The 22,696-nt window shown below is 67.7% G+C and carries 22 protein-coding genes; 13 read left to right on the top strand and 9 right to left on the bottom strand.

All coding sequences use genetic code 11. From position 1 onward, the window contains the following. Positions 1 to 18: 18 nt before the first annotated feature. The gene (purF, locus tag OHB24_RS14415) at positions 19 to 1,581 is read right to left on the bottom strand and encodes an amidophosphoribosyltransferase (protein ID WP_327639510.1); all 1,563 of its coding nucleotides are present in this window, start codon (positions 1,579 to 1,581) and stop codon (positions 19 to 21) included. A gap of 198 nt (positions 1,582 to 1,779) precedes the next feature. On the opposite strand from purF, the gene OHB24_RS14410 reads away from it, so the two are divergent. The 3 genes from OHB24_RS14410 to OHB24_RS43295 are packed head-to-tail and all read left to right on the top strand — an operon-like array spanning position 1,780 to position 3,818. Continuing rightward, on the top strand, positions 1,780 to 2,826 hold the full coding sequence (locus OHB24_RS14410; RefSeq protein ID WP_327639509.1) for a helix-turn-helix transcriptional regulator: 1,047 nt from the start codon (positions 1,780 to 1,782) through the stop codon (positions 2,824 to 2,826). 6 nt (positions 2,827 to 2,832) lie between these two features. After that, complete coding sequence (locus OHB24_RS14405; RefSeq protein ID WP_327639508.1) at positions 2,833 to 3,591, top strand: hypothetical protein; 759 nt, start codon at positions 2,833 to 2,835, stop codon at positions 3,589 to 3,591. Beyond that, positions 3,549 to 3,818 carry a LuxR C-terminal-related transcriptional regulator gene (locus OHB24_RS43295; RefSeq protein WP_442913971.1) on the top strand — a complete coding sequence of 90 codons (270 nt, stop codon included), beginning with the start codon at positions 3,549 to 3,551 and terminating at the stop codon, positions 3,816 to 3,818. The genes OHB24_RS14405 and OHB24_RS43295 overlap by 43 nt, the downstream gene beginning before the upstream one ends. Positions 3,819 to 4,127: 309 nt before the next feature. Here the strand turns inward: OHB24_RS43295 and OHB24_RS14400 are convergent, their stop codons facing one another. The 4 genes from OHB24_RS14400 to OHB24_RS14385 are packed head-to-tail and all read right to left on the bottom strand — an operon-like array spanning position 4,128 to position 8,296. Continuing rightward, the gene (locus tag OHB24_RS14400; RefSeq protein WP_327639507.1) at positions 4,128 to 5,498 is read right to left on the bottom strand and encodes an NAD(P)(+) transhydrogenase (Re/Si-specific) subunit beta; all 1,371 of its coding nucleotides are present in this window, start codon (positions 5,496 to 5,498) and stop codon (positions 4,128 to 4,130) included. Beyond that, a complete protein-coding gene (locus tag OHB24_RS14395; protein ID WP_327639506.1) occupies positions 5,495 to 5,800 on the bottom strand; it encodes an NAD(P) transhydrogenase subunit alpha in 306 nt (101 codons plus the stop codon). Before OHB24_RS14395 ends, OHB24_RS14400 begins: the two co-directional genes overlap by 4 nt. Next, entirely contained in the window at positions 5,797 to 6,918 is a 1,122-nt protein-coding gene (locus OHB24_RS14390) for an NAD(P) transhydrogenase subunit alpha (protein ID WP_327639505.1), read from the bottom strand. Before OHB24_RS14390 ends, OHB24_RS14395 begins: the two co-directional genes overlap by 4 nt. A gap of 43 nt (positions 6,919 to 6,961) precedes the next feature. Continuing rightward, positions 6,962 to 8,296: a dipeptidase gene (locus tag OHB24_RS14385; protein ID WP_327639504.1), complete on the bottom strand. Its 1,335-nt coding sequence runs from the start codon at positions 8,294 to 8,296 to the stop codon at positions 6,962 to 6,964. A gap of 117 nt (positions 8,297 to 8,413) precedes the next feature. Between OHB24_RS14385 and OHB24_RS14380 the strand changes: the two genes are divergently transcribed. Further along, on the top strand, positions 8,414 to 9,349 hold the full coding sequence (locus tag OHB24_RS14380; RefSeq protein ID WP_327639503.1) for a hypothetical protein: 936 nt from the start codon (positions 8,414 to 8,416) through the stop codon (positions 9,347 to 9,349). Here the strand turns inward: OHB24_RS14380 and OHB24_RS14375 are convergent. After that, positions 9,346 to 10,761, bottom strand: a complete 1,416-nt coding sequence (locus OHB24_RS14375) for a serine/threonine-protein kinase (protein ID WP_327639502.1) — start codon at positions 10,759 to 10,761, stop codon at positions 9,346 to 9,348. The genes OHB24_RS14380 and OHB24_RS14375 overlap by 4 nt on opposite strands. A 166-nt stretch (positions 10,762 to 10,927) precedes the next feature. Here OHB24_RS14375 and OHB24_RS14370 point away from each other — a divergent pair, with 166 nt between their 5' ends. The 9 genes from OHB24_RS14370 to OHB24_RS14330 all read left to right on the top strand — a co-directional run bounded on the left by OHB24_RS14370 (position 10,928) and on the right by OHB24_RS14330 (position 20,105). After that, positions 10,928 to 12,103, top strand: coding sequence for a hypothetical protein (locus OHB24_RS14370; RefSeq protein WP_327639501.1), 1,176 nt, complete (start codon positions 10,928 to 10,930; stop codon positions 12,101 to 12,103). 214 nt (positions 12,104 to 12,317) lie between these two features. Further along, the gene (locus OHB24_RS14365; protein WP_327639500.1) at positions 12,318 to 13,331 is read left to right on the top strand and encodes a hypothetical protein; all 1,014 of its coding nucleotides are present in this window, start codon (positions 12,318 to 12,320) and stop codon (positions 13,329 to 13,331) included. A 55-nt stretch (positions 13,332 to 13,386) separates the two neighbouring features. After that, a complete protein-coding gene (locus OHB24_RS14360) occupies positions 13,387 to 14,118 on the top strand; it encodes a metallophosphoesterase family protein (RefSeq protein ID WP_327639499.1) in 732 nt (243 codons plus the stop codon). A 17-nt stretch (positions 14,119 to 14,135) separates the two neighbouring features. Next, on the top strand, positions 14,136 to 15,266 hold the full coding sequence (locus OHB24_RS14355; RefSeq protein ID WP_327639498.1) for a histidine kinase: 1,131 nt from the start codon (positions 14,136 to 14,138) through the stop codon (positions 15,264 to 15,266). Positions 15,267 to 15,276: 10 nt separating this feature from the next. Continuing rightward, the gene (locus OHB24_RS14350) at positions 15,277 to 16,020 is read left to right on the top strand and encodes a LytR/AlgR family response regulator transcription factor (protein WP_327639497.1); all 744 of its coding nucleotides are present in this window, start codon (positions 15,277 to 15,279) and stop codon (positions 16,018 to 16,020) included. Position 16,021: 1 nt separating this feature from the next. After that, positions 16,022 to 16,402 carry a hypothetical protein gene (locus OHB24_RS14345; RefSeq protein WP_327639496.1) on the top strand — a complete coding sequence of 127 codons (381 nt, stop codon included), beginning with the start codon at positions 16,022 to 16,024 and terminating at the stop codon, positions 16,400 to 16,402. A 2-nt stretch (positions 16,403 to 16,404) separates the two neighbouring features. Then, positions 16,405 to 17,943 (top strand): sodium/solute symporter, encoded by a 1,539-nt coding sequence (locus OHB24_RS14340; RefSeq protein ID WP_327639495.1) that lies wholly within the window; start codon positions 16,405 to 16,407, stop codon positions 17,941 to 17,943. Between the two features lie 186 nt (positions 17,944 to 18,129). Beyond that, positions 18,130 to 18,462: a DUF485 domain-containing protein gene (locus tag OHB24_RS14335; RefSeq protein WP_130387070.1), complete on the top strand. Its 333-nt coding sequence runs from the start codon at positions 18,130 to 18,132 to the stop codon at positions 18,460 to 18,462. Positions 18,463 to 18,473: 11 nt separating this feature from the next. Continuing rightward, positions 18,474 to 20,105: a solute symporter family protein gene (locus tag OHB24_RS14330; RefSeq protein ID WP_442913992.1), complete on the top strand. Its 1,632-nt coding sequence runs from the start codon at positions 18,474 to 18,476 to the stop codon at positions 20,103 to 20,105. 105 nt (positions 20,106 to 20,210) lie between these two features. Here OHB24_RS14330 and OHB24_RS14325 read toward each other — a convergent pair whose 3' ends face one another. From OHB24_RS14325 to OHB24_RS14315, 3 genes are read right to left on the bottom strand one after another with little or no spacing between them, the layout of a single operon-like run. Continuing rightward, on the bottom strand, positions 20,211 to 21,704 hold the full coding sequence (locus OHB24_RS14325) for a CYTH and CHAD domain-containing protein (RefSeq protein ID WP_327639494.1): 1,494 nt from the start codon (positions 21,702 to 21,704) through the stop codon (positions 20,211 to 20,213). A gap of 21 nt (positions 21,705 to 21,725) precedes the next feature. Next, a complete protein-coding gene (locus OHB24_RS14320) occupies positions 21,726 to 21,866 on the bottom strand; it encodes a hypothetical protein (protein ID WP_327639493.1) in 141 nt (46 codons plus the stop codon). Continuing rightward, positions 21,863 to 22,672: a methyltransferase gene (locus tag OHB24_RS14315; RefSeq protein WP_327639492.1), complete on the bottom strand. Its 810-nt coding sequence runs from the start codon at positions 22,670 to 22,672 to the stop codon at positions 21,863 to 21,865. The genes OHB24_RS14320 and OHB24_RS14315 overlap by 4 nt, the downstream gene beginning before the upstream one ends. Between the last annotated feature and the right edge of the window lie 24 nt (positions 22,673 to 22,696).

The raw sequence follows: 22,696 nt of genomic DNA, 5'->3' as shown, positions 1-22,696 counted from the left end.
CTGTTCTCCCTAGAGGTACTACGGCCGGCTGAGGGCGTCCGCGGCGCCGGCGCCGCCGGAGACCGTGGCCAGGCCGTCGACGTCGGTGGCCACCGGCAGCTCGAGCAGGTGCTTGCCGAGGTGCTCCGGGTCAGGCAGCGCGACCGGGTAGACCCCGTCGAAGCAGGCTCGGCAGAGTCGCTCCTTCGGCACCGTGGTGGCTTCGACCAGGACATCCAGGCTGATGTAACCGAGCGAGTCGGCGCCGAGCGAGCGGCAGATCTCCTCGGTGTTCAGCCCGTTCGCGATCAGCTCGGCGCGGCTCGCGAAGTCGATGCCGTAGAAGCACGGCCACTTCACCGGCGGCGCGGTGATCCGGACGTGGATCTCCTTGGCGCCGGCCTCGCGCAGCATCCGGATGACGGCGCGCTGGGTGTTGCCGCGGACGATCGTGTCGTCGACCACGACCAGGCGCTTGCCTTCGATCACCTCGCGCAGCGGGTTCAGCTTCAGCCGGATACCGAGCTGGCGGATGGTCTGGCTCGGCTGGATGAAGGTGCGGCCGACGTACGCGTTCTTGACCAGGCCCGACCCGTACGGGATGCCGGACTCTTCGGCATACCCGATCGCGCCCGGTACGCCGGACTCCGGAGTGGCGATGACCAGGTCGGCGTCGGCGGGGTGCTCGCGCGCCAGCCGGCGGCCGATCTCGACCCGGGTGGAGTGGATCCGCTGGCCGGAGATCTGGGTGTCCGGGCGGGCCAGGTAGACGAACTCGAACAGGCAGCCCTTCGGGTCCGGCTCGGCGAACTTCGTCGAGCGGAGACCTTCGGCGTCGATCGCGACGATCTCGCCCGGCTCGACCTCGCGGATGAAGCTCGCGCCGACGATGTCCAGGGCGGCGGTCTCGCTGGCGATCACCCAGCCGCGCTCCAGCCGGCCGAGCACCAGCGGGCGGATGCCCTGCGGGTCGCGGGCGCCGTACAGCGTGTTCTCGTCCATGAAGACCAGGCTGAACGCGCCCTTGACCTTCGGGAGGATCTTCGCGGCCGCCTGCTCGATGGTCAGGTCCGGGTACCCGGCGAGCATCGAGGTGAGGATATCGGTGTCGCTCGACGCACCGTGCTTCGCGTTCGCCTTGGCGTGGTCGACCTCGGCGTCCAGACCGAGGTCCAGCTCACCTTCGCCGTTCAGGCTCGCCGCGAGCTCACTGGTGTTGGTCAGGTTGCCGTTGTGACCGAGCGCGATCGACCCGGTCGCGGTAGACCGGAACGTCGGCTGCGCGTTCGCCCAGACACTGGAGCCGGTCGTCGAGTACCGGCAGTGGCCGATCGCGATATGCCCGCGGAGCGAAGCGAGAGTCGCCTCGTCGAACGCCTGGCTGACCAGCCCCATGTCCTTGTAAACGAGAATCTGACTCCCGTTACTGACCGCGATCCCGGCAGACTCCTGCCCCCGGTGCTGCAAGGCATAGAGCCCGAAGTAGGTGAGTTTGGCAACCTCTTCCCCCGGCGCCCAGACCCCGAAGACGCCACAAGCGTCCTGCGGACCCAGATCCTGCGGGTCGAGTTCATGAGTAAGCCGACCATCGCCACGAGCCACACCAGCAGTCTACGGGACGCGCTGTGAACCGAAGACCAGTGACTACCAGCAGACGACGCCGCCGCAAGCCGGCCCGGACCCAGCCGCGACCGACGTGGTAGCCGGGGTGGCCGTCACCAGAACCGCGACCATACTGACCACAATCAGCAACTTCTTGATCACAGATCGTCCTTTCGAAATAATCCGACCAATCTCAGAGTGCTTACTATCGACGCGCTGTGTATATGGTCAGTTCCGACAAGTTCTGGAGGAGAAGGTCCTGTGCTGGAGCCGCTGGGGGTGGACGAAGCCACATTTGCGGTCTATCACGCCCTCTTGAGCCACCCGGACAGTACGCCCGAGCAGATTGCCAAGCTAGTCAACCGTTCGGCCGACGAGGTCCACGATCTTCTGGACAACCTGCGCCGGCTGGAACTCCTCGTGCCGACCTGGACCAATCCGGACGGTGAGCACGCGGTCCATCCACGCGTCGGGCTGACCAGCCTGGCGGAGCGACGGCGAACTGAGTTGAACAAGAGGCTTGGTGAGCTCAGGGAGGCCGAGGCTTCAGCCGACGTGATCGCCGAGCAGTACAACGAACTGCTCACAGCACGTACCAGCGGTGACGTTGAGGTGCTCAAGGGGCGCGCGAACGCTTCACGGCGGATCGAGGAACTCGCTCTGAAGGCGAGAGACGCATTCTGGGGCCTGATTCCCGCACACTTCGATGACTCGCTGCCCCAATCGGACAGATCTCCCGACTTCGATCTGCTCGAGCGCGGGATCAAACTGCGGACGGTTTACCTGCAGAGCATGACGTCGTCGAAGCAGGCCCTGGAGTACGCGACGAAGATGCATCGGTTGGGCGGCGAGGTCCGCGTCACTCCGACGCTGCCCATGCGCCTGCTGATCCTCGATCAGGAACTCGCGATCCTCCCGATGGATCCGGAGAACCCGACCGCAGGCGCAGTCATCCACCGCACTCCCGCTGTCGTATCTATCGCGATCGCCCTCTTCGACTCGTACTGGTCCAGAGCAAGCGAACTCTTCGACGCTGACGACCGCGACGACGAGACGCCGCTCACGCCGCACGAGGCCGAAGTACTGCGTTTGCTCGCCGGTGGTGCCAAAGACGAGCAGGTTGCCCGTCTCCTAGGCATCTCCCTCCGCACCGCCCGCCGCATCACCGCCAACCTCTCCGAACGCCTAGACGCCGCCAGCCGCTTCGAACTCGGAGTGGCAGCCGCAAAGCGCGGCTGGGTCTGACGGCTCGTGCTCGGTTCGTTCGGACTCACGGACGGGCTGCTCGCGGTCTACCGCGCGCTGCTGCAGGAACCGGAGCTGACTCAGAGTGCCCGTCGGCAGGACCTTGCCGATCGGCTCAACCTGAGCTCTGCCGATGCTGAAAGCGCACTGGAAACACTGCGCGAATTGGACCTTCTCGTGCCGGGCTGGATCGAAGGCTGGGAATATGCGGTAGATCCAGCCATCGCGCTCGAACGCATGAGCGGTCGACGGCAGCAAGAGATCGACGGCTTGACCCAAGCTCTCCGGGCCGACCAAGACATGGCCGGGAAATTCATTTCGGACTACGCGAATTTCGTGGTACAGAAGTCGACCCGGGATGTCGAAATCCTGGAGGGCCGCGAGCGCGCCAATCAGCGAATGCAGCTGTTTCAGCCGAAAGAAACTATCTGGGGAATTCTCAGCGCCGAGTCGTCAACGGCAATGGATCCGGACAGTCATCCTGATCGTCCGAATCTCGAGCGCGGTGTCGAGATTCGATATGTCTATCCCGAGACGTTGCTCAGGAAACCAGGCGGGCGCGACCTCGCACGGCTGCTGTTCGAGCTGGGCGGAAAGGTTCGTATCACGCCCTCGACACCTTTCAGACTTGTCATATTCGATAGCGACGCAGCTGTACTGGGGATCGACCCGGACGACAGCTCCGTCGGGCTGTCGTGCATCACAGTCGGGCTGTCGTACGGATGGCGCGAGAGCTGTTCCTCAGCTACTGGACGCGCGGTGTGAACCCCTTCGAGGGTGAACAACGGGCCAGAGAGGGCGGGATCAGCAGCCAGGAGTCCGAATTCCTGCGGTTCCTTGTCCAGGGGGCCACAGACGAGCAGGCTGCTCGGAAGCTTGGGGTTTCTATGCGTACCGTTCGCAGGATGGCGGCGAGGCTTAGTGAGCAGGTGGGGGCTTCGGGGCGGTTTGAACTGGGGGTTCGGGCGGCGCAGCGGGGGTGGGTGGATTAGCCCCAGTCCCAGGCTCGGGAAAGGGGCTTGGTGTGGCGGGTCAAAGGGGTCTCCTCTGTGGGGCGGGAAGGGCGAGAGGAATGGGTGCGCCGCCCGGCCTCTCGGTACGGGAGTCAAACAGAGCGGACGCGGCGCGGGCAACGGTCCGCACTGGCCGGGGGAGGTCGTTGGCCGGGGGCGGCCACCTGCCTCCAGGGCCGCTTTGCGGAAACTTTCTGCCACCAGGCGCCAATTAGTTACCGGAAAACAAGTGCGGCCGTCGGCACACCGCTTGCGCGGGCGCCGACGGCCGTTGTATTTGGTGCGGGTCTAGACCGTTTTCAGGGCGGTGAGGAGTTTGGTGAGGGAGTCTCGGGCGTCGCCGAAGAGGAGGGTGGTTCGGGGGTCGTAGAGGAGTTCGTTCTCGATTCCCGCGAAGCCGGGGCGCATGGAGCGTTTGAGGAAGATGACCCGCTGGGCCTCGTCGGCGTTCAGGATCGGCATCCCGTAGATGGGGGCCGACGGGGTGTTGCGGGCCGCCGGGTTGACCACGTCGTTGGCGCCGACGACCAGGACGACGTCCGTCGTCTTGAAGTCGCCGTTGATGTCGTCCATCTCGCGCAGCTGCTCGTAGGGCACCTGGGCCTCGGCGAGCAGCACGTTCATGTGGCCGGGCATGCGGCCGGCGACGGGGTGGATGGCGTAGTCGACCTTGACCCCGCGGCTCTGCAGTTCCTCGACGAGGTCGCGGAGCGTGTGCTGTGCCTGAGCGACGGCGAGACCGTACCCGGGCACGATGATGACCTTGTTCGCGTACCCGAGCAGGATCGCGACGTCCTCCGCTCCCCCGGAGATGACCGGCCGGTCGGACACCGTACCGGCGCCGAGCGTCGACCCGCCGCGCACGGCTCCGAACAGGATGTTGAAGACGGATCGTCCCATCGCGTCCGCCATCAGCTTGGTCAGCAAGGTACCGGCGGCGCCGACGAGCGTGCCCGCGACCAGCAGCAGCGTGTTCCCGAGGACGTACCCGCCCGCGGCGACCGTCAGGCCGGTGAAGGCGTTCAGCAACGAGATCACGATCGGTACGTCGGCACCGCCGACCGGCAGCACCAGCATTACGCCGATCGCGAGACCGATCAGGCAGAGCAGTACGCCGACCCACACCCGCGGATCCGACACGAGCCAGACCGCGAGCGCGATACCGCCCAGCAGCGAGGCGACGAAGAGGACGGGCAGACCCGGGAACGTCACCGGGCGGGTCGTCATCAGCTCCTGCAGCTTGGCGAACGTCACCACCGAGCCGGAGAAGCTGATCGCGCCGACCAGGATCGTGAACGCCGTGGCGATCGCCGCGACGGTCGCTTCGGAGGGTACGTCGCTGACCTCGAGCAGGGCGACCAGCGCGGCCGCGCCGCCGCCGACGCCGTTGAACAAGGCAACGAGTTGCGGCATCTGGGTCATCTGCACCCGCCTCGACCCGATCACACCGCCGACCGTGCCGATCCCCAGCGCGATCAGGATCGGCACCAGGTGGTCGGGCTTGTAGGCCGCGAACGTGATGATCACCGCGAGGACCGCTCCGGCGGCGCCGATCAGGTTGCCGGTGCGCGCGCTGCGCGGCGACGACAGTGCCTTCAGCGCGACGATGAAGCAGACCGCGGAGACCAGATAGCCGATCTGGGCCCAGGTGGGGATCACTTGTGCAGCTCCTTCTTGCGAGCCCCCGGGCCTTTGAACATCTCCAGCATCCGGTCGGTGACCACGAACCCGCCGACCATGTTCACCGTCGCCAGTACGACGGCCAGCAGCCCGACGATCACCACGATCGCGGACTCGGCGGCGCCGGTGACGATGATGGCGCCGACCAGGATGACGCCGTGAATGGCGTTCGCCCCCGACATCAGCGGGGTGTGCAGTGTCGAGGAGACCTTGCTGATCACCTCGACCCCGACGAACGCGGCGAGGACGAAGATCGTCAGCAGCGCGATGGACTCAGTCATGCCTGGCCCTTCAGAAGCTCGCGGGTGGGCTCGTGGAGTACGGAGCCGTCGTGGGTGACGCAGCAGCCGCGGACGATCTCGTCGTCGAAGTCCGGGTCGAAGGCGGCGTTCCGGGTCATCAGCCGGATCAGGTTCGCGATGTTCTGACCGTAGAGCCGCGATGCGGGACCGGCCATCTGCGACGGTACGTTCGCCCCGCCCCAGACCAGTGCGTCGCCGATCGTCAGCTCGGTCCCGGCGACGGATCCTTCGACGTTGCCGCCCTGCTCGGACGCCAGGTCCACCACGACCGAACCGGGCTTCATCTGCTCGACCATCTGCCGCGTCACCAGCATCGGCGCGGTCCGGCCCGGTACGGCGGCCGTCGTGATGAGGGCGTCCGCGGCGGCGACGTACGGCGCGAGCAGTTCACGCTGGAGTTGCGCGCGTTCCGCGGTCATCTCGCGGGCGTATCCACCGGGTCCGTCGAGCGTGCCGAGTTCGAGCTCGATCGGTACGGCGCCCATCGAAGCGATCTCCTCCGCGGCGGCAGTACGTACGTCGTACGCCTTGACCACTGCTCCGAGGCGTTTCGCGGTGGCGATCGCTTGGAGGCCGGCCACCCCGGCGCCGAGGACGAGGACCTGGGCCGGCGGGACGGTGCCGGCCGCGGTCATGTTCAGCGGGAAGAATCGCGGTAGCCGTTCGGCGGCGACGATCGCGGCCCGGTACCCGGCGACGAGCGCCTGCGACGACAGGGCGTCCATCGACTGGGCCCGGGAGATCCGCGGGATCAGCTCCATCGCGAACAGCGTCAGCTTGGCCCGGGTTGCGGTCCGGACCACGTCTGGCGGGTTCGTCGGCAGGAACGACATCAGCGCCGTACCGGCGTGCAACCGCTGCAGGCGCTCGCGTTCGAGCGGCTGCACCGACGTCACGATGGTGGCGGCGTGGTCGGCGCCCCAGGCCACCTCGGCGCCGGCGTCGCGGTACTGGTCGTCGGAGAACAGCGCGCGTTCACCGGCGGCCGGCTCGACCGCGACCTCGTAACCGAGCTCGATCAGTTTCGCGACTTGTTCCGGCACCAGCGCGACCCGGCGCTCCGCCGGTCTGGTCTCCCGTACGACTGCGATCTTCACTCGCCGAAACCTATGCCAAACACTGGGTCGCCGAAAAGCCCGGTCATGCCTGGTTTGCGAGGTTCTGTAGCAAGAGGGCCTCTGCCAGGCAGACCTTGGTGAACTCCGCGAGGTGCAGACCCTCGTCGATGCCGTGGGCGCGGGTGTCCGGATCCTCCACGCCGGTGACCAGGATCGAGGCCTGCGGGAAGGTCTGCTGGAACTCGGCGATGAACGGGATCGACCCGCCCATCCCCATGTCGATCGGCTCGACGCCCCACGCGGTCTTGAAGGCCGACCGGGCTGCTTCGTACCCGGCACCGCGGGCGTTCACGCTGCATGGCTGACCGTTCTGCCCCTCGGTCACGGTGACCTGCGCACCCCACGGCGCGTGGTTCTCGAGGTGCGCCTTCAATGCGGCGCTCGCCTTGATCGCGTCGTCGCCCGGCGCGACCCGCAGGCTCACCTTGGCCCGCGCGACCGGCACCAGGGTGTTGCTGGCCTCCGCCACGGACGGCGCGTCGATCCCGAGTACGGCGATCGACGGCCGCGTCCACAAGCGATCGACGAGCGAACCCGAGCCGGTCAGCCGAACGGAGTCCAGCACGCTCGACTCGGCCCGCAGCCGGTCCTCCGGGTACTCCACATCGGCCGCCCGGGAGGCGTGCAGCCCGTCCACCGCGACGTCGCCCTTGTCGTCGTGCAGGGTCGCGAGCAGCCGGCACAACGTCGACAGCGCGTCCGGGATCGGCCCACCGAACAAACCGGAATGGACCGCATGCTCCAGCGTCCGCACCTCGACGTACGCCTCGACCAGTCCGCGGAGCGACACCGTCAGCGCCGGCTGGCCGATATCCCAGTTACCCGAGTCCGCGATCACGATCGCGTCGGCGGCGAGGTCGTCGGAGTACTCGTCGAGCAGTTGCAGCAGGGTCGGCGAGCCGATCTCCTCCTCGCCCTCGACGAACACCGTCACGCCCACCGGCAGATCGTTGCCGAAGGCCCGTACGGCGGCCAGGTGCGCGGCGATCCCGGCCTTGTCGTCGGCCGCGCCCCGCCCGTACAGCCGGTCGCCCCGCTCGGTCGGCTCGAACGGGTCCGACGTCCACTGCTCGACCGGTCCGGTCGGCTGGACGTCGTGGTGCGCGTACAGCAGCACCGTCGGCTTGCCGGCCGGCGCAGCCTTCTTGGCGATCACCGCGGGCGCACCCTCACCGGCCCGGACGATCTTCACCGTGAAGCCTTCGGCCTCGAACAACGCCGCGGTCGCCTCCGCGGACCGCTGGACGTCGGCCGCACGGGCCGGTTCGTAACTGACCGACGGGATCCGGATGAGGTCCTCGAGGTCGGCACGGACGCTGGGCAGAACGCGGTCGATCGCCGCTGACAGATCGCTCATGCGACAACCGTACGGCGTCCGTTCGCGGACGCGACGCCCGGTGAACCCTCGCGCGTTACTCATTGCCGATTTACTCTGAAAATCTCGTAGGTTTCCGCCCAACCTCCGGAGGTCACCATGCGCATTCTTGCCATCTCGACCGCCCTCATCACGACAGCCGCCGCTCTCACGAGCACGCTGCCTGCGCACGCCGCGATCAGTTGCGACACCTCGACCAGCGGCGGCTCGACGTTCTACGACGGCCCGTCGGCGTCCTACAAGTACGACGCCCGGTTCAGCAACAGCGCGAGCATCCTCAACCTCAGCACGCACACCCCGCAAGGCGCCGGCACCTGGTACAACTGGGACGGCTCCGGCAAGAACCTGATCCTGATCGCGGCGTACCGCGCGGGCGCCGACTCGCAGATCTACGGCATCGACCCGTCCACCGGCTCGACCGTCGGTGTGGTCGCGATCGCCGAGTCCCACGTCGGCGGGATCGCCGTCAGCAAGGGCTGGGCGTTCGTGTCCGGCCAGGGCAGCAGCATCCGCAAGTACCGGCTGACGGAGTTGCGCGACGCGTTGAAGGCCGCCGGTACGCCGTACCTCGGGCAGGTCGGTACGGCGCGTGACGTGGCCGGATCGTCGTTCATGGGGAGCTACGGGGACTCGTTGTTCTCCGGGACGTTCAACGAGACCGGCCGCGGAACCATGTACGAGTACAAGATCGCCGACGACGGCACGCTGACCACGCTGGCCGGCGCCTGGGAGATCCCGACGAAGACGCAGGGGCTGACGGTCACCGCCAACCACTTCATCTACAGCACGTCGTACGGGCGTGGGAACCGCAGCAACATCTACGTGGTGAAGCGCGGACAGAAGGATCTGGACGCGGCGGCGCTGAGCTGCTTCCGCGCCCCGAGCATGACCGAGGGCATCACGGAGTACAACGGCACTGCCTATCTGGTCTACGAGTCCGGGTCACACCTGTACGCGCCGGACCCCGCCACGCTGAACGTCATCCCCCGCATGCACAAGGCATCCATCTCGTCCCTGACCGCACTGGTCCCCTAGGGCGAGTAGGTCGCCGAGTCCACTACTGCTTGCCGACCTTTCGCGTTGTCGTCGCGTACCTGCACCCGGAGGAGAGTCGTGTCGTTCACCTTCTTGTACTGCTCCAGCACCGTTGGCACGTTGTTGCAGCTGTACCTGAAGGTGACGACCTTCGCATCGGTCGAAGTTTCCGGAGTGGCTCCACTGCATCCAGGCGGAGCCGAGGCACTTGTCGGCAGTTGAGTGGCGCTCACCAGGCCTACGTAGACACCTTCGGTGTCCGGGTTGGTCTGCCACGTCGACGTGTCCGTGCTGACCACCAGCGACTTGTCGGCGGTCGCCTGCTCGCCCCACTGCCGCGGCACCTCTACAGACAGACCTTGGCTCTCCACCTTCACCGGGCGAGTCAGCACGTACTCATAGCCGCCGTACCCGCCGCCTGCTGCCAGCACCACTGCAGCGAGTGCTGTGAAGACACCTGCCCGCCGGCGACGCTGGGGCCTCGCACCAACGGTGGACTGGCTGGCACTGGACAGTGCGGTCGCCTGGTCGACCGGAGCGGTCGTGGGGCTCGGTGTGGGCATCTCTGCAGCCGGCACCAGCCCCGCCGGGATCTTGCCCGTGGTGTGCGCCTCGCGCAGTGCGTTGAGGAAGCTGTCGAGGTCCGGCCAGCGCTTGTCCCGGTCCGGCTCGAGAGCACGCCGTACGACGACATCGACCGCGTCCGTCACGTCCTCGCGCAGTGTGGTCATCGAGGGCGGTGGTGCCTCGATCTGCATCACCGCACCGAGGCTCGCCACGCCATGCGGCGCCTGGCCGGTGAAGGCGGCGTACGCGACCGCACCGAGCGAGTACAGGTCGGCACGGTGGTCCAGCCGTTCGCCCATGACCTGTTCGGGAGCGACGTACGCCGGGGTGCCGCCGGGCATCGTGATGCGGGAGACCTCGGCGAGCGACTTGCCCAGACCGAGGTCGGACAGCATCGCGCGGTCGCCGTTCGGATCGCTGCGGAACAGGACGTTGGCCGGTTTCACGTCGCGGTGCAGGACGCCGCGGGCGTGCAGGTGCTTCAGGCCGCGGCCGACCTGCGTGATGATCCGGACCGCCTCGCCGAACTCGAGCGGGCCGGCCTTGATCCGGTCCGCGAGCGTGCCGCCGTCGGCGTAGGTGAGGACCATGAACGGTCGGCCGTCGTCGGCCTCGCCGATGTCGTGCACGCCGACGACGTACAGCGAGTCGACCTTGCGCAGGAACCGGCCCTCGGCCAGGAACCGGCGGCGGACGTCCTCGTCCTCGACCCAGTTCTCGGACAGGATCTTGACCGCGACCTCGGCGTCCAGTTGCTCGTCGCGCGCCAGCCAAACCGTCGCGAAACCCCCGGCACCCACCCGGCGGACCAGGGAGTACCGGCCGATCCGCGGTGGCTGGTCCATGGCGTAATTATGCTCGATCCGTTCTGCGACCCGTTCGCTGGAGTGAACTAAGCGGTATTTTCCGGCGTCACATCTGCGAGAGCGGGATGCTGGTCTCCCGCCCGGCCGTGGTCCGCCGCACGGTCCGTAACCGTGACCTGACCATGAATTGTTGAGGAGATCGCCGATGCGAGTGCAGAACGGCCGCCTGGTCGCCCTCGTCGCAGCTGTTGCCGTCGCCGCCGTCACGGGCGGCGGAGCCCTCGCGTGGCGCCAGGGCCCGCAAGCCAGCGAGGAAGCCCTCGCCGCGCCCCTGTCCAGCTCCCCGTCATCGGCGGCAAGCACCCCGACGAAGAGCACCACCACGGCCAAGCCGACGCCGACCCCGACGTCGACGCCTTCCTCCAAGCCATCGACCACGTCGGCCGGTCCGGTGAAGACGAAGATCGACCTGAAGAAACTCGCCCAGGGCCGGACCCCGCAGATCACGTACCTGAGCGGCCGGACGATCCGCGGCGGCGCCGGCGAGGACGTCAAGATCCCCGGCACCACCGACATCCAAGAGGTCGCGCGGCTGGGCAACCAGTCGCTCGCGGTGGTCACCAAGGGTTTCGGCAACGAGATGCTGACCCTCGACAGCGAAGGCAACGTGACTCGACGGACGCCGGACGTCACCCAGATCGTCACCACGGACGACGGCAGCGCCGCGGCCTACGCCGGCACGAAGCTGAAGGACACCGGCGAGTCGACGGCGGGCGCGACCCTCTACGCCGAGCAGGCCGAGGGGCAGGACGTCCAAAAGATCACCGTCCCGGACATCTGGAACACCACGCTGGAGGGGTACGTCGACGGCAAGGTCTACTTCGACGCCTCCACCACGCAGGACGGGGCCTCCGCGCTGTACGAGTGGACGCCCGGCGAGTCGAAGCCCACGCTGCTCAAGGGCATCCCGAAGGCGCTGGCGGTGTCTGGGGCCGGTACGGCGGGTTCACTGACCACGCTGGCGGACCAGAGCAGCTGCAGCAGCCTCCTCACCGTCCCGGCCGGCAAGCGGCTGTGGCGCACCTGCGACTACATGATCACAGGCTTCACGCCGGACGGCGCCACAGTCATTGCAGGGTCGAAGTACCAGGACGGGTACGGCGACGGCATCGCTGCAGTGCTGTCGGCGAAGAACGGCAGCCTGCTGCACGAGTGGTCCGGTGTGTTCCGGCAGGCCGTTCCCGAGGACGACCAGCACATCCTGCTGCTCGCCGACACCGGCGACGAGACTCCGGCGTCGATCGTGCGCTGCACCATCTCCACCGGCGCCTGCGAGCTCGCCACTCCGCTCGCCAAGGGCCAACTGCTGATCGGCGCCTGACGTGACGACTCCGCCGGTGCGACACGGCATTGGCCGTCTGATCGCTGTTGTGGCGGTCACGGCTGTGGCTGCTGTCGCTGTCGGCGGAGGCCTCGCCTACCGCCAGGGCCCCAAGTCAGCCTCCTCAACCGTCGCCGCACCACTAGGCGGCGCCCCGAGCCCTACGCCGTCCCCCACGCCGCCGGCCCCGGTGCTCAGCAGGACCCCGGTCGTCGTGCCCACACAGACCCCGACACCCAAGCCGTCGCTCACGCCGAGGTCCGCGTCGAAGACACCCCAGATCCCCTCCGGTCCGGTTGCTCTCGAGGCCGCCAAGCTGACGCAGGGCCGGGATCCGCAGCTGGCCTATCGCTTCGACCGCACGGTGCTCGGCGCCGGGAAGGAGCTGAAGGTCCCTAGCAGCGGCAGCCTCATGGAGGTCGCCCGCCTGGGCACCAGCGTGCTCGCGACGACCTCCGGCGGCGACTTGCTCAAGGTCAGCTCCAGCGGCGCAGTGGTTCGCCGTACGCCGCATGTCATGACCCTCGCTGGGACGGCGGACCAGTCGGCCGTGGCGTACGCGACCACCCCAGCAGTGGTCGTCGGACAGCAGACGTACGGCGCGACGCTCTACGCGGACGACGGCGCCTCGGAGAAGTCCCTCGAGCTCCCGGATGTCCAGAGCATCTTTGTGCTCGCCTACACGAAGGACACGATCTACTACAAGGCTTCCGTCAAGGGCGCCGAGACGACGTTGAAGCTGTACTCCTGGACGCCGGGCGCAGCAAAGGCCGTTCTGGTGAAGACAGTCACCGGAGACGCGCTGGCTGTCTCGCAGGACGGCCGCCTGGCGTCTGCACTGCCTGCGAACAGCAGCGGCGACGGCTGCTCCACAGTCTTCGAGATCGCCACCGGCAAGAAGCGATTCAAGACCTGCGACTACCGGGTCACCGGCTTCACCCCCGATGGCGACGTTGCGATCGGTACACCGGCGTACGGCGACAGCTACTGCAGCAACATCATCACCGCGCTGGACTCGCGCACCGGCGCCGTACAGCACCAGTGGAGTGGCTGTTTCTACGAGGCTGTCGCAGAGGACGAGCAGCACCTGCTGCTGGTCGCGGTGGTGGCCGGCGGCGGTCAGGATCCGAATACGAAGAGCACAGTCGTCCGCTGTTCCCTCGACACCGCAGCGTGTGAACGCGCGACCGAAGTCGTCAGCGCCAAACAGATCGACTTCGCTCGGTGATCTGCCCTGAGCAGATGTCCCCTCACCACAAGGGTTTTCGCGGCAGACTGCGGGCATGACGACGGTTGCTGTTCTGGCTGACATTCATGGCGTGCTGCCTGCGCTGGAGGCGGTGCTGGCAGATGCACAGCAGGCCGAGCTGATCGTGCTGGCTGGGGACATCGCGAGTGGGCCGCAGCCGGTGGAGACGCTGGATTTGTTGACGGGGCTGGGCGAGCGGGTGGTGTGGGTACGCGGCAATGCGGACCGGGAGCTTGTGGAGATGGCTCGGGGGACGTACGACGCCAAGCCGCCGGATGCGGTGAGTCCTTGGGCTGCGGAGCAGTTGCGGCCTGACCAGGTTGAGCTGCTGGCCGGACTGCCTACGACCGTGACGATCGAGGACGTGTTGTTCTGTCACGCCACTCCGCGCGATGACGAGGAGATGGTGCTGGTGGACAGCCCGATCTCCCGGTGGGCGGAGGTGTTCACGGGACTGCCAGACGAGGTCAGGACTGTCGTCTGCGGGCACACGCACATGCCGTTCGCCCGGCAGGTCGATCGGCGGCTGGTGGTGAACGCCGGCAGCGTCGGGATGCCGTACGGCGCTCCCGGTCCGAGTTGGGCGCTCCTGACCGAGGACGGCGTACAACTGCGGCGTGCACCGCTTGACGCGGCCAAAGCCGCGGCCAGGATCGAGAGCGAGTCGACGTACCCAGGTCGTGCCGAGTGGGTCGCGGAGTACCTGCTGCACAACTACTCCGACACGGAGGCGCTGGAGGCGTTCAGGCCGCGCGCGGAGAGCTGAGCGGTTACCGTCAGGGGGTGTTCGCGCGGCGGCGGAAGCATTTCGGGACTCCGGCCGACAAGGCGACGTATGCGACCCTGCATACTGCCTCGTTGGCCAGCCCTCACCTGCGCGAGGGTCTGACACCTGCGGCGGCCGGTAAGGCCAGCCGCCACCTGAGGGACCTCCTGGGTACGGCGGCCATCGCGATCTGCGACTCCTCCGGCGTACTGGCGTGGGACGGCGTAGGCGGACCGTACGAGAGCAACCACCGCCGCGACGCCAAGGACCTCGCCGCACCGACACTCCGCTCCGGCCGTACGGCGGTACTCGGCGCGCACGACGTGGCGTGCGGCGACCCGCAATGCCCGATCCGTACCGCGGTCGTCACGCCGATCGTCACCGAGGAGCGCGTGGTCGCCGTACTGGTCGCGTACAGCAACAACACCTCCGCAGCACTCGTCAGAGCGACCGAGGAGGTCGCCAGGTGGGTCTCTGGCCAGGTAGAGCTCGCAGAGCTCAACAAAGAGCGCACACGCGCTATGGAGGCGGAGCTGCGCGCACTACGCGCTCAGATCAGCCCGCACTTCATTTACAACGCTCTGGCGGCCATAGCGTCGTTCGTGCGCACTGACCCGGAGCGGGCGCGTGAGCTGCTCCTGGAGTTCGCTGACTTCTCCCGCTACGCCCTGCGGCGTGGCGGCGAGTTCACCACGCTCGCGGACGAGCTGCGCAATGTAGAGCGCTACCTGGTGCTGGAGCAGGCCCGCTTCGGCGACAGGCTCAAGGTGTCGCTGCAGATCGCTCCTGAGGTGCTGCCGGTGGTTATCCCGTTCCTGGTGGTCCAGCCCCTGGTGGAGAACGCCGTACGCCACGGCCTGGAAGGTACGACGGGGGTCGGCAACATCACGATCCGCGCGCGCGACCAGATCAACGAGGCGGAGATCAGCGTCGAGGACGACGGCGCCGGCAGCGACCCGGAGGTGATCCGGGCGGCCCTGTCCGGCGAGTCCGGCAGCGACTCGGTGGGCCTCGGCAATGTCGACGCCCGGCTGCGGCAGGTGTACGGCGACACGTACGGCCTGGTCGTGGAGACCGCCGTGGACGCCGGGACCAAGGTGACGTTCCGAATCCCCAAATACTCCTCAGGAGTGCATGCGTCGCCGTAGTGTTCGGCTTATGGCCGACTCTCCCCTGCGCGCATTGGTTGCGGACGACGAGGAGCCTGCCCTGGCCGAACTGGTGTACCTGCTGAACCAGGACCCCCGGATCGGCGACATCCGGACGGCTTCCAACGGACCGGACGCGTTGAAGATCCTGCAGGCCAGCGACCTGGACGTGGTGTTCTGCGACATCAAGATGCCCGGGCTGGACGGCATCGACCTGGCCAAGGTGCTGTCCAAGTTCGCCAGCCGCCCGCAGATCGTCTTCGTCACGGCGTACGACGAGCACGCGGTGGCAGCGTTCGAGCTGGAGGCCACCGACTACGTGATGAAACCGGTCCGGCCGGAGCGCCTGTCCCAAGCGGTCCAGCGCGTGATGGCCCACGGCGCAGCGCCCGCGCCGGCGTCACCAGAGGAGACGGACGACGAGGTGATCGCGGTAGAGCTCGCCGGTGTCACCAGGTTCGTCCAGCGCTCCACGGTCCGGTACGTCGAAGCACAGGGCGACTACGCCCGTCTGCACACCGGCCAGAACTCGCACCTGGTCCGCATCCCGCTCAGCACGCTGGAAGAACGCTGGCGGGACGCAGGCTTCACCCGCATCCACCGCAGCACCCTGGTCGCTCTACAGCACGTGGACGAGATGCGCGTGGACGGTGGCCGCTGCGCGGTCCGGGTCGGTGACGACTGGCTCCCGGTGAGTCGACGGCACACGCGCGAGCTCCGCGACCTCCTGGTCCGTTCGACGTCGCTGAGATGACATGAGTACGCCTGAAGGACCGCGCCGGGTCCGCGTCACCAGCCCGCGAACCAGCGCGACCCGGCGTCCGATGATGCCCACCGGTACGCGCGAGATCGACGAGCAGACTCGCCTCGGCCAGGTCTACATGCAGTCGCTGATCCAGTCCCAGTTGCGGCTCTCGCTGGCCGTCATCGGCGGCGTGGTGGTCGTGCTCGGCAGCATCCCGCTGCTGTTCTGGCTGGTCCCTCCGACCCGCACACTGTCGGTGCTGGGCCTACCGCTGCCCTGGGTGATCCTCGGCATCCTGATCTACCCCGTGGTGTACGTCGCCGCTCGCATCTACGTCCGGAACGCCGAGCGGATCGAAACAGAGTTCACCGAGTTCGTGGGGCGGCAATAGCGATGTCTCCGGCGCTCAGCCTGACCGCGATCGGATTGGTGGTCGTGGCAACGATCGGGATCGGCCTGTTCGGCTTGCGGATCTCGCGAACCACCAGTGACTTCTACGTCGCCAGCCGCGCGGTCAGTCCACGCTGGAACGCGTCGGCGATCAGCGGCGAGTACCTGTCCGCGGCATCGTTCCTCGGCGTCGCCGGGCTGGTCCTGGTGAACGGCGCCGACATGCTGTGGTTCTCGGTCGGCTACACCGTCGGCTATCTGATGCTGCTGGTCCTGGTCGCCGCTCCCCTGCGCCGGTCCGGTGCGTACACGCTGCCCGACTTCGCGGAGACCCGCTTCGAGTCCCCCGTCGTACGCCGGATCTGCGCCGGGCTCGTCGTCGGTATCGGGACGCTCTATCTCCTGCCGCAACTGCATGGCGCCGGCCTAGCTGTCCAAACCGTCACCGGCGCCCCGCCGCAGGTGGGTGCGATGATCGTCGCGGTGATCGTGGTGATCAATGTGGCCGCGGGCGGCATGCGGTCGATCACGTTCGTTCAGGCCTTCCAGTACTGGCTCAAGCTGACCGCGCTCGCGACGCCGATCTTCGTCATCCTCCTCCTCTGGCACCAGCCTGTCGGCGTCCTCGACTCGTTGCACGGGGCAGCCTCCGAGTGGGCAGAGCCACTGTCCCGCGCGGGCGGTCGCGACCACCCGTTGTACGCGACCTATTCGTTGCTCCTGGCCCTTTGTTTCGGGACGATGGGCCTCCCGCACGTCCTGGTCCGCTTCTACACGAACCCTGACGGCCGCGCGGCCCGGCGTACAACTGTCGTCGTACTGGCACTGCTCGGGTTGTTCTACCTCTTCCCACCGATGTACGCCGTACTCGGGCGGATGTTCGCTCCGGACCTGGTGAGCACGGGAGGGGACACCGTCGTACTCGAGCTGCCCGGCCGGGTTTTCCCTGGTACTACAGGGGATCTGCTCGGTGCACTGGTCGCGGCCGGGGCGTTCGCGGCGTTCCTGTCGACGTCGTCGGGGCTGACCGTCGCGATCGCCGGCGTGATCGACCAGGACCTGTTGCGGAGCCGCCTGCACCGGTGGACCAGTGGTGACTATGTCGCCGTGAACAGCTTCCGGATCGCGGCGCTGATCGCGATGATCGTGCCGTACTTGGCGTTCACGGTGACCGGAGCGCTGAGCCTCGCGGACACCGTCGGGCTGGCGTTCGCGCTGGCCGCGTCGACGTTCTGTCCCCTGCTGGTGCTGGGGATCTGGTGGCGGCGGATGTCGACGACGGGCGCCGCGGCCGGCCTGATCGTCGGTGGGATCGCGGCCAGCGCGGCCGCCCTCGTGAACGTGTCCGGCGCACCGCAGGGCGGCTGGCCGCGGGCGCTCGTCGGTCAGCCGGCCGCCTGGACGATGCCGCTCGCGTTCCTCACCGTCATCGTGGTCTCCAAGCTCACCCCGGACCGCATCCCGGCCGGCACGGCCCGCAGCATGGTCCGGCTCCACACCCCGGAAGCGGTCGATGTCGATCGGGGCCTGCCGTCCCGGTGACCGTTCGTCTCGTGATTCCTACCGCTCACCGCAACTGAGTGATCCACCGAGCGACTGGTGTGCTCCGCTGAGCGACCGGTGCGCGCCGGTGCTGTCGGGAGTGCCGTGACCCGCGCCACAGTACGTCCCAGCACCCCTCGCCGGCTCCACACCGCCCGGCACTATCCCCTCCTTGGAGGTCTCGCGATGAGTGATATTGGCGATCGCGACCTGACGACGTACCGGGATGTCCAGTTGTCACCGGACTTCTCCGAGCTGCGTCGCCGGTTCCGGCGCTTCGTGTTCCCGATGACCGCGCTGTTCCTGGTCTGGTACTTCGTCTACGTCCTGCTCGCCGACTACGCGCACGGCTTCATGTCGCACAAGGTCGGCGGCAACATCACCGTGGCGCTGCTGTTCGGCCTCGGGCAGTTCGTGTCGACGTTCGCGATCACGATGATCTACGTCCGCTGGGCGGACCGCCGGATCGACCCTGACGCCGAGAAGCTGCGCCACCAGATCGAGGGAGAACCGCAGTGACCGCCCCGCTGATGTTGCCAATGGCAACGGACATCGGTAACCCGACCGTCAACATCGCGATCTTCGCGCTGTTCGTGCTGGCCACGCTGGCGATCGTGTTCCGGGCGTCGCGGAACAACAAGACCGCGGCCGACTTCTACGCCGGCGGCCGGTCGTTCACCGGCCCGCAGAACGGTATCGCGATCGCCGGCGACTACCTGTCCGCCGCGTCGTTCCTCGGCATCGCCGGCGCGATCGCGCTGAACGGGTACGACGGCTTCCTGTACTCCATCGGCTTCCTGGTCGCGTGGCTAGTCGCATTGCTACTAGTTGCCGAGCTACTACGGAACACCGGCCGGTTCACGATGGCCGACGTACTGTCGTTCCGGCTCAAGCAGCGGCCGGTCCGGATGGCGGCCGCGATCTCGACCCTCGGCGTCTGCTTCTTCTACCTGCTGGCGCAGATGGCAGGCGCCGGCGGTCTGGTCGCCCTGCTGCTCGGGGTGAGTCACCGGGCCGGGCAGAGCATCGTGATCGCGGTGGTCGGCATCCTGATGATCACCTACGTCCTGGTCGGCGGCATGAAGGGCACCACCTGGGTGCAGATCGTCAAGGCCGTGCTGCTGGTCATCGGCGCCGGAATCATGACGATCTGGGTGCTGGCGAAGTACAGCTTCAACCTGTCCGGCCTGCTCGGTGCGGCCGTCGACAAGAGCCCGGCAGCCGGCGAGAAGCTGCTCAGCCCCGGCCTCCAGTACGGCGCCACCGGTATCACCAAGCTGGACTTCCTCTCGCTCGCGCTCGCCCTGGTGCTCGGCACCGCCGGCCTGCCGCACGTGCTGATGCGGTTCTACACGGTGCCGGACTCCAAGGAGGCGCGGCGCAGTGTCAGCTGGGCGATCTGGATCATCGGCATCTTCTACCTGTTCACGCTGGTCCTCGGGTACGGCGCTGCCGCGATCGTCGGACCGGACCGCATCAAGGCCGCGCCCGGCAAGGCCAACTCGGCAGCTCCACTGCTCGCCTTCGAGCTCGGTGGTGAGGTGCTGCTCGGGGTGATCTCGGCGGTCGCGTTCGCGACGATCCTGGCGGTGGTCGCCGGTCTGACGATCACCGCGAGTACGTCGTTCGCACACGACATCTACGGCCAGATCATCAAGAAGGGCCAGATCAGCGGTGACGGCGAGGTCCGCGTAGCGCGGTACACCGCGGTCGTGATCGGCATCGTCGCGATCATCGGCGGCATCTTCGCGAACGGGCAGAACATCGCGTTCCTCGTCGCCCTGGCGTTCGCGGTCGCGGCGAGTGCGAACCTGCCGACTATCCTGTACTCCCTGTTCTGGCGGCGCTTCAACACCCGCGGCGCCCTGTGGAGCATCTACGGCGGTCTGGCCTCGACGATCATCCTGATCATCTTCAGCCCGGTCGTCTCCGGCAAGGTGGACGCGAAGACCGGTGCGAGCCTGTCGATGATCACCGACACCAGCATCGACTTCCACCTGTTCCCACTGGACAACCCCGGCATCGTCTCGATCCCGCTGGCGTTCCTGCTCGGCTGGCTCGGCACGATCACCAGCAAGGAGCCGGTCGACGTCGACCGCTTCGCCGAAATGGAGGTCCGCTCCCTCACCGGCGCGGGCGCCGAGAAGGCGGTGAAGCACTAAAGACCTGTCAGGCAGGTCCTGCTGATCCGACGCGGTCCTGCCTGGCAGCCCCACCCCGCCCCCCGAGACGGACCCGGCCCCTGCACCGGGTCCGTCTCGCACGTCTCACCCGTGGAATTTCAGGGTGGGCCAGAGTTGGTAGAAGGCTTCGCGGGAGGTGTTGCCGCGGGATTGTTCGGTGGCGTGTAGGAGGCCGTAGGTGAAGGGGTTGCCGCCTTCGGCGTAGACCTCGAGGGCGAGGTGGTGGAGGAGGTCGCGGGAGACGACCGAGTCCTGGTGTTCGCCGAGGATCTCCTGGACCTGCTCAGCGCGGGCGGCCAGGTCGGCGGCTTCGTCGGACAGGACCGGTACGGCGGATTCCGCGGCGTACCGCAGGCGCTTCGACGACTTTCGTACTTCGTGCAACTCGTGGTCCTGCTCCGCCACGGTCTCGGCCTGCTGCGAACGACGTACGGCCTTGTGCATCCGCCGGTAGTCATGTTCAAGCAGCTCGCCGACCTGCTTGCGAGCCTTCCGGTCATCGTCGGTCACCGGCGGCTTTGCGACCAGCTCGTCCAAAGCATCCAGCAGCCGGAAGTACCGCTGACTCTCCAACGCAGCCAAGGCCCCGGCACGCCCATCGCGATAGACCCGGCGCAGGTGGTCGTCGATCCGCCCCGCGACGCGTCCCATCACCAACTCGACCGGCTGCTCCGCGACCTCGGCCGCAAAGTGCTCGCGCTGCACCTCAGCATCCCGGGCAGCGCCGAGCTCACCTGCCAGCCACTTCAACTCGGCCCGCAACGGGTCGCCGACCGCACGATCGATCACCGGGCGGTACGTCGCCAGCGCCGACCGCAGCCGCCGCGTCGCGACCCGGAACTTGTGGATCGAGTCCGGAACGTCCCGCCGTACCTCCGGGTCCCGTTCGCGGATCGCCCGCACCTGCGCGCCGGCGTACGCGCGGAACAGGTCCGACGTCCGCGGCTTCTTCGGCAAGGTCCATTCGTCGTACGCCGGAACGCGATCGCCGAGCGCCCGCGCGAGCTTGCTCGGACCGCTCGCCGGAAGGGCGCCCGCGGCCTTCAGCAACTCACCCGCGTCCTCGAGCAGCAGGTCGTCGCCGTCGACCAGCTCGACCTCCCACTCGCGCCAGCTCTCCGGCTCGCCGTCCGCGACCGTCGCGGTCACGTGGTCGTCGGCGAGCTCCGCGAGGACACCGCCGTCCGCGTCGAGCAACCGGTGGACGATCCGTCGGGTCTGCAGCGTCACGACCGGCGCGAGCTGCTGGTCGCGGACATGCACCCGGACCGTGCGGACGACCGCGATCGGCACGTTGCGCACCGACCGGCCGAGCGGGAACCGCACCTCGAGGCGGCCACCGGACGACCCCGGAAACTTCACGTGCCACCCGTCGTCCTCACCCCCGGTGCGGCGGCGCAGCGTCACCTTGTGCCCGGCCAGGTCGAGAGCCGCAGTGTCGTAGTACACCGCTTCCAGGTCGAGCTCGACCGGTTGCGCGACACTCGCGACCCCGGGCAACTCGTGCAGCGCCGGCAGGGTCACACTCGCGTCGACGTCGTACTTCGTTTCGATCTCGAGCTGCTCAGTCGGGGCCATACCCCATTGTTTACCAGGCGTTCATGAACGTGCCCTGAGATCGGCGATCAGGCGTTGCAGGTCGCGGTCGGTGGGGCCGCCGATCGTGGGGCGGAGCTGTCTGCGCCGGTTGCGGCCGAGAGCCCAGCAGACCAACGCGATGAGGACGAGGAAGGCGATCATGTCCTGCCCACTCCTTTGAAGAACGTGTAGTGAAAGGTGCCGCCGGGCCCGGCGGACTTCTCGAGGTCGCGGATGCCCGCGGCCCATTCGGCCTCGGTCTGCAGGCCGGCGGCGATCGCGCGGTCGCGGACGGACTCGACCATCGCGATGAAGGTCTTGCGGGTGAAGCCGTCGACGAGGTGCGGGAGGTTCTGGTCGGCGTACACGGTGCGCGGTCCGACCTGTACGTCGTCGTACCCGGCCTGCTCGAGCAACGGCTGGAGCTGACGGCCGATCAGCGAGTCGCCGCCCGCGGAAGCCTGCAGGTCGACCAGGCAGTCGATGACGGCCTGGGCCTGTGTGCTGCGCGGGTGGAAGAAGGCGGACTCGTGGTCGCCTTCGATCACCGTGATCGTGCCACCGGGATTGAGGAGACTGCGGAGCCCGACGAGCGCCTCAACAGGGTCGGGGAGGTGCTCGAGGACGAAGCAGACGAAGACGTGGTCGAACTTCTCGTCAGGCGAGTCGGCAAGGTCGTGGAGGTCCGCGTGCCGCCAGTCGACCGTCGTGTCCGGCGCGAGTTCGGCGACCTGGGCCTTGGCCTGGGCGAGCGATGCTTCGGAGATGTCGATCGAGACGAGGTCGATGCCGGGGCTTCGCGTGACCAGTTGGACGGTCTGCGCTCCCACTCCGCAGCCGGCCTCCAGCACGCGGCTGCCGGGCGGGTAGGTGGTGCCGCCGTGCAGCAGGTCGGCGAGCGTGCCGGCCTGGTCGGACAGCCGGCGGGTCTCCGCCGGGGTGTAGCCGTGGACGTAGTCGGTTCCCATACCTCCAAGGTCGCGCCACAATGG

The organism is Kribbella sp. NBC_00482, from assembly GCF_036013725.1.
In the GTDB taxonomy this organism is placed as follows: domain Bacteria; phylum Actinomycetota; class Actinomycetes; order Propionibacteriales; family Kribbellaceae; genus Kribbella.
The sequence above is the reverse complement of the archived record's forward strand: the minus strand, read 5'-3'. Positions and strand labels throughout refer to the sequence as shown.

What these genes read in the sequence shown, in the direction of transcription:
- OHB24_RS43295 (WP_442913971.1), top strand. Translation starts at nt 3,549, where the DNA reads ATGGCGCGAGAGCTGTTCCTCAGCTACTGGACGCGCGGTGTGAACCCC.
- OHB24_RS14395 (WP_327639506.1), bottom strand. Translation starts at nt 5,800, where the DNA reads ATGACTGAGTCCATCGCGCTGCTGACGATCTTCGTCCTCGCCGCGTTC.
- OHB24_RS14385 (WP_327639504.1), bottom strand. Translation starts at nt 8,296, where the DNA reads ATGAGCGATCTGTCAGCGGCGATCGACCGCGTTCTGCCCAGCGTCCGT.
- OHB24_RS14380 (WP_327639503.1), top strand. Translation starts at nt 8,414, where the DNA reads ATGCGCATTCTTGCCATCTCGACCGCCCTCATCACGACAGCCGCCGCT.
- OHB24_RS14375 (WP_327639502.1), bottom strand. Translation starts at nt 10,761, where the DNA reads ATGGACCAGCCACCGCGGATCGGCCGGTACTCCCTGGTCCGCCGGGTG.
- OHB24_RS14370 (WP_327639501.1), top strand. Translation starts at nt 10,928, where the DNA reads ATGCGAGTGCAGAACGGCCGCCTGGTCGCCCTCGTCGCAGCTGTTGCC.
- OHB24_RS14360 (WP_327639499.1), top strand. Translation starts at nt 13,387, where the DNA reads ATGACGACGGTTGCTGTTCTGGCTGACATTCATGGCGTGCTGCCTGCG.
- OHB24_RS14350 (WP_327639497.1), top strand. Translation starts at nt 15,277, where the DNA reads ATGGCCGACTCTCCCCTGCGCGCATTGGTTGCGGACGACGAGGAGCCT.
- OHB24_RS14345 (WP_327639496.1), top strand. Translation starts at nt 16,022, where the DNA reads ATGAGTACGCCTGAAGGACCGCGCCGGGTCCGCGTCACCAGCCCGCGA.
- OHB24_RS14340 (WP_327639495.1), top strand. Translation starts at nt 16,405, where the DNA reads ATGTCTCCGGCGCTCAGCCTGACCGCGATCGGATTGGTGGTCGTGGCA.
- OHB24_RS14335 (WP_130387070.1), top strand. Translation starts at nt 18,130, where the DNA reads ATGAGTGATATTGGCGATCGCGACCTGACGACGTACCGGGATGTCCAG.
- OHB24_RS14330 (WP_442913992.1), top strand. Translation starts at nt 18,474, where the DNA reads ATGTTGCCAATGGCAACGGACATCGGTAACCCGACCGTCAACATCGCG.
- OHB24_RS14325 (WP_327639494.1), bottom strand. Translation starts at nt 21,704, where the DNA reads ATGGCCCCGACTGAGCAGCTCGAGATCGAAACGAAGTACGACGTCGAC.
- OHB24_RS14320 (WP_327639493.1), bottom strand. Translation starts at nt 21,866, where the DNA reads ATGATCGCCTTCCTCGTCCTCATCGCGTTGGTCTGCTGGGCTCTCGGC.
- OHB24_RS14315 (WP_327639492.1), bottom strand. Translation starts at nt 22,672, where the DNA reads ATGGGAACCGACTACGTCCACGGCTACACCCCGGCGGAGACCCGCCGG.